9 protein-coding genes are annotated in these 8,390 nt (G+C 62.7%); 2 read left to right on the top strand and 7 right to left on the bottom strand.

Annotated elements, in window-relative coordinates; genetic code table 11:
- Positions 1-153 precede the first annotated feature (153 nt).
- The 6 genes from WMO66_RS01320 to WMO66_RS01295 all read right to left on the bottom strand — a co-directional run bounded on the left by WMO66_RS01320 (position 154) and on the right by WMO66_RS01295 (position 5,859).
- Entirely contained in the window at positions 154-1,101 is a 948-nt protein-coding gene (locus WMO66_RS01320) for a prohibitin family protein (RefSeq protein WP_349134608.1), read from the bottom strand.
- A 112-nt stretch (positions 1,102-1,213) separates the two neighbouring features.
- The gene (locus tag WMO66_RS01315; protein ID WP_349134607.1) at positions 1,214-1,735 is read right to left on the bottom strand and encodes a helix-turn-helix domain-containing protein; all 522 of its coding nucleotides are present in this window, start codon (positions 1,733-1,735) and stop codon (positions 1,214-1,216) included.
- Complete coding sequence (locus WMO66_RS01310) at positions 1,728-2,636, bottom strand: ABC transporter permease (RefSeq protein WP_349134606.1); 909 nt, start codon at positions 2,634-2,636, stop codon at positions 1,728-1,730. Before WMO66_RS01310 ends, WMO66_RS01315 begins: the two co-directional genes overlap by 8 nt.
- Positions 2,633-3,547, bottom strand: a complete 915-nt coding sequence (locus WMO66_RS01305) for an ABC transporter ATP-binding protein (protein ID WP_349134605.1) — start codon at positions 3,545-3,547, stop codon at positions 2,633-2,635. The genes WMO66_RS01310 and WMO66_RS01305 overlap by 4 nt, the downstream gene beginning before the upstream one ends.
- Positions 3,548-3,562: 15 nt before the next feature.
- Entirely contained in the window at positions 3,563-5,152 is a 1,590-nt protein-coding gene (locus WMO66_RS01300) for a hypothetical protein (protein ID WP_349134604.1), read from the bottom strand.
- The gene (locus WMO66_RS01295; protein ID WP_349134603.1) at positions 5,146-5,859 is read right to left on the bottom strand and encodes an ABC transporter ATP-binding protein; all 714 of its coding nucleotides are present in this window, start codon (positions 5,857-5,859) and stop codon (positions 5,146-5,148) included. The genes WMO66_RS01300 and WMO66_RS01295 overlap by 7 nt, the downstream gene beginning before the upstream one ends.
- 364 nt (positions 5,860-6,223) lie before the next feature.
- Here WMO66_RS01295 and hydA point away from each other — a divergent pair, with 364 nt between their 5' ends.
- A complete protein-coding gene (hydA, locus tag WMO66_RS01290; RefSeq protein ID WP_349134602.1) occupies positions 6,224-7,594 on the top strand; it encodes a dihydropyrimidinase in 1,371 nt (456 codons plus the stop codon).
- 37 nt (positions 7,595-7,631) lie between these two features.
- On the opposite strand, the gene WMO66_RS01285 is transcribed toward hydA, so the two are convergent.
- Positions 7,632-7,760: a hypothetical protein gene (locus WMO66_RS01285; protein ID WP_349134601.1), complete on the bottom strand. Its 129-nt coding sequence runs from the start codon at positions 7,758-7,760 to the stop codon at positions 7,632-7,634.
- A 14-nt stretch (positions 7,761-7,774) separates the two neighbouring features.
- Between WMO66_RS01285 and WMO66_RS01280 the strand changes: the two genes are divergently transcribed.
- Entirely contained in the window at positions 7,775-8,275 is a 501-nt protein-coding gene (locus WMO66_RS01280) for a deoxycytidylate deaminase (protein ID WP_349134600.1), read from the top strand.
- Positions 8,276-8,390: the final 115 nt, after the last annotated feature.

Here is an 8,390-nt window from a genome sequence, read left to right as displayed (position 1 = left end):
CTACAGACGCAATTGGTGCATACCATTTTATCGCCGCCTTGTACCAACTGCAGGTGCGTCTCCGGGCCCGGCTGTCCGCTCCCCTACAAAACCCTCCCCTAAAAAGTAATCCTGCCCGGAGCTTTCACTCCGGGCAGGACTTTTTCTGCTCTGTTATTCCGCAGGCTGCGCGGCAGTCGTTCCGTTATCGGTCTTGCCGTTCAGCAGGGCCGACATGTCGAACATCGGCAGCGTTGCGCCGTCGCCCGTCATGAACGTCGGCAGCTCGCCGTTCCAGTTCTCCGCGTAAGTATAGGCGATGAGGGCCTCCGTCAGGGATTCGGCGATCTTGCGGTTCGCTTCGGCCTCAGCTTCGGCACGGGTCGTCAGCTCATAGGCATCAGCCTCCGCCTCGATGCGCTTGATCTCCGCAGCGGCATTGGCCTCGAGGACGCGCTGCTGCGCCTCGGTCTCGGCGCGGAGCTTGTTCTGCTCGGCGACCTGCTTGGCCTCCACGGCATCCGTAAAGGCATCCGTGAAATCCATATTCTCAATGGAAGCGCCGACCAGCTCGATGTTGTAGGCCGCCAGCTTTTTGGACAGGACCTCCTCGATCTGCGAGGCCATCAGGCTGCGGCTGGAGACGAGGTCCTCGGCCGTATACTGGGCCGTGACGATCTTGACCGACTCCGTGATGCATGGGGCGATGACCGTATCGTAATAGCCGATGCCGATGGTCTTATAGATCGTCATGGCATCCTGCTTGCTGATCTGATAGTTCACGGTGTAGGTCATGCTGACCTCCTGAATGTCGGAGGAGAAGCAGGACATATCCTGTGTGCTCTTCTGCACGCGGTTGTCCATCTTGATGACCTCCTGCCACGGGAGCTTGAAGTGCATGCCGGCCTCGAGCGTGTAGTTCTCCACGCTGCCGAACGTTGTCACGACGCCGGTGTGGCCTGCCGGAATGGAGACATAGCACGAAAACACGATGACGAGCACACCGACCAGCGCCAGCAGCTGCTTTTTGTTGACTCTCCAGCTCATGCCCTCGCCGCGGACAAAGCCCATGGCAATGAAAAGCACGATGGTGAGCACGATGCCGAACATAAAAATAACCATTGTTACTCTCCTTTTCTGTATCTGGGTGGGTTTTACGGATCCGCTGTGTATGGTCTTATTTTATCAGGCCGGGCGCAGAAAATAAAGGCTCAAATGTACAAATTAACACCCGCTATTTTTCTCCCGCTGCGGAGATCTCCCGCGTATAGGCCGCACGGTCAATGCGGCCGTCGGCCATCATTTTTTCCGCCCAGAGCTGCAGGGCCTCCACGGTCCGGGAGATCTGCTCCAGCTCCCGCTGGATGCGCAGGAAATCCGCCAGCTCGTCCGGATCGATGCTGCCATCGGCCGAGATGTCGATGAGGCAGCCGCGCTCGCGGTCGAGCGTGTTGAGGGTCGCCAGCATCTCGAGCACGATGGCCGGAAGCTCCTTCGGCTTGATCTCCGGCACATATTCCTGCCCGATGGGGCAGGCGCGGGCGCAGTAGGCATTGCAGAGCGACGGCTTCTTATACCGCTGCGCCATGCGCAGCACCTCGTCCGGCCGCGGCAGGGAGCGCTCGCTTTCGATGCGCTCGATGCGCTCCGCCGGGATGGTCTCCAGCAGCTCCGCCGCCCGCTCGCGGGAAAGGCCCAGCTCCTCACGGGCCAGCTGATAGGGTGTCTTGTTCTGTCTGGTGGAGGCTCTACCCATAGCGCTTTCCTCCGTGTCCCGGGCGGTTCAGCAGGACATAAAGGCCGATGAGCGCGGCGATGCTCCCCAGCATGATGGCATACATCGCGCCGGTGCTTACGGCATGGCCGAAGAAATAGAGATTGCAGTCCACGCTGTCACGGATGCCCGAAACGACCTCCGCCGGAAAGCCGATGCGGCGCATCTCCGCAAACACGCCCCGCATCGCATGGCAGCGCAGCAGAGCGGTCCCATACGTCCCCGGCAGGAAGGCGATGACCTTCTGCAGCACGGGCGAGAAGCTCGAAACGGGCATATAGGCCCCGCAGACAAAGCCGTACCCCGCGCTCACGATCGTTCCGACCGCGCTGGCCTGCCCGTTCGTCGAAAGCGGGAAGATCATGCAGGACGACAGCGCCGTGCCGAACAGCACCAGGATCACCACGTCCAGCAGCACGAGCAGCACGTCCGCAGCGCTCAGATACCAGCCCGTCAGCGCCAGATAACCGAAGCAGGCGGCCGCGGCGATGCCGTTGATGAGCAGCGTGGTGCAAAACGTCGCCAGATAATAGCTCAGCGAGAGGACAGCGGGCCGGACCGGCGAAACGGTCAGGTCGTTCCGTGCACCGGAGACCTTATCGAACACCATGGTGAGGTTCGAGCAGAAGGCCACCGTCACACAGCTGACGGCCAGCAGCGACGAGATGAGCTGCCCGCCGACACAGCCATGCAGGAGCGAGTCCTCCACCTGCGCCCCGGCTGCCGCAAGGGCAGAGCGGAACGAACCCTCATACGTCCGGCTGAGGAAGGTGACATAGAGCACCAGCAGGATCATCGGCGTGATGAGTGAGGTGAAGAACATGCCCTTATCCTTGAAATACAGCTTGCTGTTGCGCCGGATCAGCGCACCGAGTCCGGTCATTTCTCCGCACCTCCCGCCAGCTTTTTGCCCGTGACGGCGAGGAACACATCGTCCATCCGTCCCTTGGTCAGCTCAAAATCGCGGAACAGCGCCGGTTCCCGCCGGATGAGCTCCACAGCGGCAGCCGGGTCCGGCACGGTGACGCGCCAGCCCTGCTCCGCAGGCGCATACGGCAGGCCGAGCCGCCGCACGTCCGCCTCACCCACGCCGTAGAGGGTGAGCGTATCGTGCGCATAGGCGTTTTTCAGCTGCAGCGGCGTGCCCTCCGCCGCGATCCTGCCGTGGTCGAGCAGGACAACGTAGCCCGCGTCCGCAGCCTCCTCCATATAATGCGTGGTGAGGAAGACCGTCAGGTTCTCCTCCTGCCGCAGGCCCGCCACGACCTGCCACAGCAGGCTGCGCGTCTGCGGGTCAAGGCCCGTCGTCGGCTCATCCAGGATGAGCAGGCGCGGCCGGTGCAGCAGGGCGCGGGCGATGTCGATACGGCGGCGCTGGCCGCCCGAGAGCTTGCCGACGGGGCGGCGCAGCAGCTCGCCCAGCTCCAGCAGGTCCGTCAGCTCCGCAAGACGGCGGGAAAATGCCGTGCCCCGGATGCCGTAAAGCGCCGCGCGGCTGCGCAGATTCTCCTGCACGGACAGCGCCTGATCCAGCACGGAGCTCTGGAACACCACGCCGAGGCTCCGGCGGAGCTGCTCCGGCGCTTCGTCCGGGTCCGCGCCGCAGACGCGCACACTGCCGCCGTCGCGGGCCAGCTGGCCGCAGAGAATGTGGATGGTCGTGGATTTTCCCGCGCCGTTCACGCCGAGGAAGGCGAACAGCTCGCCCTCGCGCACGCGGAAGCTCAGATCGTCCACCGCCGTCACATCGCCGAAGCACTTGACGAGGTGTCGGACCTCCAGAATATCGTTCATACTCTCTCCTTTTTGTTACAGAGCCGCGAACACGGCCGCGCCGCGCCTGCGCAGCCAGACATACAGCACGGCAGCAAGCGCCAGCGTCAGGCCGAGATAAATTCCAAGGCAGGCAGAAAGGCCCAGGGCGGACGCGCCAAGGAAATAGGCCAGCGGCAGAAGGCCCGCATAGACGAAGCCGCCGAACAGGGCCAGCATGACGCTGCCGCCCTGCTTGATGGGCGTGATCTCATTCGTCCACGTCAGATTTGGCAGCTTCAGGCCCGCGAACAGGCCGAACAGCGCCAGCAGCAGGACATAGCCGAGCGGGACGGCCAGCAGCAGGAGCGTCTCTCCCACCGGGCGCGCGGCAGCCACGGCTGCGCAGACCGCCGCGATCAGCGCGGGGACGGCCGTCAGCACAAGCTGCAGCTGCAGCTTGGCCCGCAGGACCTGCCATGGCCGGACCGGCAGCGACTGCACGAGCCAGAGCGTCCGGCCCTCGAGTGAAACGGCCGGCGCAGCCATGAGATTCATGGATGCCAGCAGGCACACCAGCGCGCACAAGATGAGCGCGATCCCCTGCCCGCCGACCATAGGCTGCAGCACATCCAGAAGATCGCGCTTCCATAGCAGGGCCGTGCCGCCGAGCGGCATCAGCAGGATGCCGAGGCCGCAGTTGAGCATATAGCTGGGATTGCCGCCGAAGTGCCGCAGCTCCCGCGCAAGCAGGGCCGTGCCCGCGCCGCGCTGCACGGCGGTCTTTTCGCGGTAGACACGGCGCGCCGTGCTGCCGCTTGCCGTGGCGATGCGCAGGAAGCTGCGCGACAGCAGCCAGAATAGCAGGATAAACAGGACGAGCACCACGGCGGTGACCAACGCCATGGCAGGGCCGTCGCCGGCCCCGGCACGGCCGATCAGATAGAGCGGATAGGCCTTGCCGCGGATCTGCGCGCCGTAGTAGGCGGCGTTCGTCACAAGCTCCGAGAGGAAGCTCTGCGCCTTGAAATACACGAAATAGTACGCGCCGAGGAACAGCAGCGACGTCAGTACCACCGTGATGCTGCGGTGCTTCAGCTTCAGGCTGATCTTTGCCACGACCCAGCCCAGCGCGCATGAGAGCGTCAGCACGAAGATCGTGACAAGGGCAAACAGCAGCAGACCGCCTGCAAGGGCGGCGGGCGCAGCCGAGACCGTGACCCAATAGACGATCATGGCAGGCAGCAGCACAACGCCGGAATAGAGCAGGCCCATGAGATAGACGCTCAGCAGGCGGGACAGCAGGATGGTGCGCACCGGGATCGGCATGGACAGCAGCAGGTCGTTATCCTTGGCAAGATAGAGGCTCGAATAGGTGTTGAATACGCTGCCGAATGCACCGAGCACGATGGCGACCATGGCCATGATCGTGAAATACAGCCATTCCATCCCGGCTGCAGCGAACGGCGCGCACAGGGAATGCGCCAGATAGGTGAACATGCCGCCCAGCACGCCGACCATGAGCACGGCAAAAAAGGCAAAATAGCCCACCGTCGAGGCGCGGGAGCGGGCCTTGCCCTGCTTGGCGTTATAGAAGTAGCTGCGGAAGATCTCCTGCAGCTGCTTTTTCAGGAGAGCACTCAGCATGTCTCGCCCTCCAGCTCCAGGAAGACCTCCTCGAGGGAGTCGTCGCCCTTGACCTCGTCCATCGTGCCGGAGCGGATGAGCTTGCCCGCGCGCAGGATGGCGACCTTGTCGCACAGCTTTTCCGCGACCTCGAGCACATGCGTCGAGAAGAAGATCGCGCCGCCGCGGTCGCACAGCTCCCGCATCATGCCCTTGAGCAGATGGGCGGCCTTCGGGTCCAGGCCGACGAACGGCTCGTCCATCACGACGAGCTGCGGAGCATGGAGCCAGGCCGAAATAATGGCCAGCTTCTGCTTCATGCCGTGGGAGTAGGCGGCGATGGGCTGGGCCAGATCGTTCGTCAGCTCAAAGCGCTCCGCAAGCTCGCGGATGCGCACCTGCCGGTCCGCCGCGCTGACACCGAAAATGTTCGCAATAAAGTTCAGATACTGGATGCCCGTCATATAGTCATAGAGATCGGGATTGTCCGGGATGTAGGCAAGCTTTCGCTTGCAGGCCAGCGGGTCCGTGCGGATGGAGGTGCCGCCGATGCGGATCTCTCCGGCGTCGAAGCGCAGGATCCCGGCGACGGATTTCAGCGTCGTCGTCTTTCCCGCGCCGTTGTGGCCGATGAAGCCGTAAATTTCACCGGGCAGGATGTGCAGGCTCAGATCGTCCACGGCCTTCTTTTCACCGTAGGTCTTCGTCAGATGTTCAATTTGCAGCATGGAACATATCTCCTTCCTTTTTGGATAACCGGTACAGCCCCATTATACGGTCTGGACGCTTTCCCTGTCAATCGTCGATTCGCGCCGCGGCGGCATTTCCCGCAGAAAAAGGGGATTCCCTTTTCCCCGCCGCAGTGATAGAATAAAATACAGAATAGTATCAACCGGCAAATACACAGGCTGCCCCGCATCATTCCTCAAGAGCATCCGGCGAGAGATTTTTTGTCGAGGCAAGGTTCGGAACGTGCGGGCGTGCTTTGTGCACGTCAAACTTTCCGAACCGATGGACCGGCGAAAAATATCCGCCGAAGGCCGAAGAGGAATGATGCGGGGTAGCCAACCAAACAAAAAGGAGTGGATTCGTATGAAAAAGCTGCTGAAAGGCGGCGTGATCGTCGGCGCTTCCGGCTGCCGGAAAGCCGATCTGCTCATCGACGGCGAACGCATCGAGGCCGTCGGCGAGGCGCTTTCCTGCCCGGAGGCCGAGGAGATCGACGTCAGAGGCAAACTGCTGTTCCCCGGCTTTCTCGACGCGCACACACACTTCGACCTTGAGGTCTGCAACACCGTCACAGCGGACGACTTCTACACCGGCGGCCGCTCCGCCCTGCGCGGCGGCACGACGACCGTCATCGACTTTGCCTGCCCGAACAAGGGCGAAACGCTCCACACCGGCCTTGCCCGCTGGCACGAGAAGGCAGATGGGAAGACCGGCTGCGACTACGGCTTCCACATGACCATCGACGACTGGAACGACGGCATCCGCGCCGAGCTGCCCCAGATGTTCGACGAGGGCATCTCCTCCTTCAAAATGTACATGACCTATCCCGCGATGATGATCGGCGATGAGGCCATGTTCCACGCCCTGCGCGAGATGAAGCGTCTCGGCGGCATCGTCGGCGTGCACTGTGAGAACGCCGGCATGATCGATGCGCTCATCGCCGAAAAGAAGGCCGCAGGCGCGCTTTCCCCGTCGTCTCACCCCCTCTGCCGCCCGGCGGAGGCCGAGGCCGAGGCCGTCGGCCGTCTGCTGAAGCTGGCACGCGTGGCCGATGTGCCCGTCATGATCGTCCACCTGTCCACGGCGGCAGCCCTGCGCGAGGTCGAGGCCGCGCGCGGCCTCGGGCAGAAGGTCTTTGTGGAGACCTGCCCGCACTACCTGCTGCTGGACGACTCACGCTACAGCCTGCCGGACTTTGCAGGCGCACGCTATGTCTGCGCGCCCCCGCTGCGCAAGAAGCTCGACAACGAGCGCCTGTGGAAGGCGCTGGCCGACGGCGAGATCCAGACCGTTTCGACGGATCACTGCAGCTTCACCCTCGCGCAGAAGGACGCCGGGCGCGGCGACTTCACGAAAATTCCCGGCGGCATGCCCGGCGTGGAGACGCGCGGCACGCTGCTGTTCACCTACGGCGTCGCAGCAGGCCGCATCACGGCCGAGCGCATGGCCGATGTGCTGGCCGAAACGCCCGCGAAGCTCTACGGTCTCTTCCCCCGCAAGGGCGTGCTGCAGCCGGGCGCGGACGCGGACATCGTCGTATATGACCCGCGCGGCACGAGCTGCATCACCGCAGCCGATCAGGCGGCAAACGTCGACTATGCCCCCTATGAGGGCACGCAGATCGCGGGCCATATCGCAGAGGTCTACCTGCGCGGCACCTGCGTCGTCCGGGAGGGCAAAATTCTCCACGACCGTAATGGGCAGTATCTGCACCGCGGAAAATGTATGCTCTAAAGCAGCATCACTCCATTGCAGCCTCGGTCTTCACCGGTTATTTTTCATCTGGTGGAGCAAAACTCCCATTTTTGAGCTGTTTTTTCGCCAAAAATGGCGCGTTTTTCGGAAAAATGCTTGCAGTTTTTTCCTGCAGGGTGTATAATAATGGCAATGTTCCGATCATTGGAGGCCACTGCCATGGGGCGCATCGATAAGGAAAGCTATTACCTCGACATCGCGGAGACCGTGCTGGAGCGTTCTACCTGCAGCCGCTCTCACTCCGGGGCGCTCATCGTCCGCAACGACGAGATCGTTTCCACGGGCTACAACGGCGCACCGCGCGGCCGCAGCAACTGTATCGACCTCGGCTACTGCATCCGCGAACGGCTCGGCATCCCCGCCGGCGAGCGCTATGAGCTCTGCCGCAGCGTCCACGCCGAGATGAACGCCATCATCTCCGCCGCGCGCAGCGAGTGCATCGGCGGCACGATCTATCTGGCCGGGCGCGACGTCGCCACGGGCGAGCTGATCCCTGACCTGCTCCCCTGCCCGATGTGCCGCCGGATGATCATCAACGCCGGTCTTTCGAAGATCGTCATCCGCCGCACTCCCTCGACCTACGACATTCTGAACGTGCAGGACTGGGTCTTCCACGACGATTCCGTCATCGACCCCTCCGAATCCGGCGAACAGGCATAACAAATTTGCTGCTGCAGAGCGAGCGCTCTGCAGCAGTTGAGCTTGTCAAAAAAGTGTTTTTGACAAGCTCTCAAACGAGACCCGTTTCACTGGGCTCTCGTTTGAAAAGGCTGCG

Source organism: Faecousia intestinalis (assembly GCF_040096185.1).
Classification (GTDB): Bacteria; Bacillota; Clostridia; order Oscillospirales; family Oscillospiraceae; genus JAZOXB01.
This window is presented reverse-complemented; position numbering and strand designations above follow the sequence as displayed.

Bases quoted from the DNA above. Each gene is read 5' to 3' on its own strand.
- WMO66_RS01320 (WP_349134608.1), bottom strand. From the start codon at position 1,101: ATGGTTATTTTTATGTTCGGCATCGTGCTCACCATCGTGCTTTTCATT.
- WMO66_RS01285 (WP_349134601.1), bottom strand. From the start codon at position 7,760: ATGATCGGAACATTGCCATTATTATACACCCTGCAGGAAAAAACTGCA.
- WMO66_RS01300 (WP_349134604.1), bottom strand. From the start codon at position 5,152: ATGCTGAGTGCTCTCCTGAAAAAGCAGCTGCAGGAGATCTTCCGCAGC.
- WMO66_RS01315 (WP_349134607.1), bottom strand. From the start codon at position 1,735: ATGGGTAGAGCCTCCACCAGACAGAACAAGACACCCTATCAGCTGGCC.
- WMO66_RS01280 (WP_349134600.1), top strand. From the start codon at position 7,775: ATGGGGCGCATCGATAAGGAAAGCTATTACCTCGACATCGCGGAGACC.
- WMO66_RS01310 (WP_349134606.1), bottom strand. From the start codon at position 2,636: ATGACCGGACTCGGTGCGCTGATCCGGCGCAACAGCAAGCTGTATTTC.
- WMO66_RS01305 (WP_349134605.1), bottom strand. From the start codon at position 3,547: ATGAACGATATTCTGGAGGTCCGACACCTCGTCAAGTGCTTCGGCGAT.
- hydA (WP_349134602.1), top strand. From the start codon at position 6,224: ATGAAAAAGCTGCTGAAAGGCGGCGTGATCGTCGGCGCTTCCGGCTGC.
- WMO66_RS01295 (WP_349134603.1), bottom strand. From the start codon at position 5,859: ATGCTGCAAATTGAACATCTGACGAAGACCTACGGTGAAAAGAAGGCC.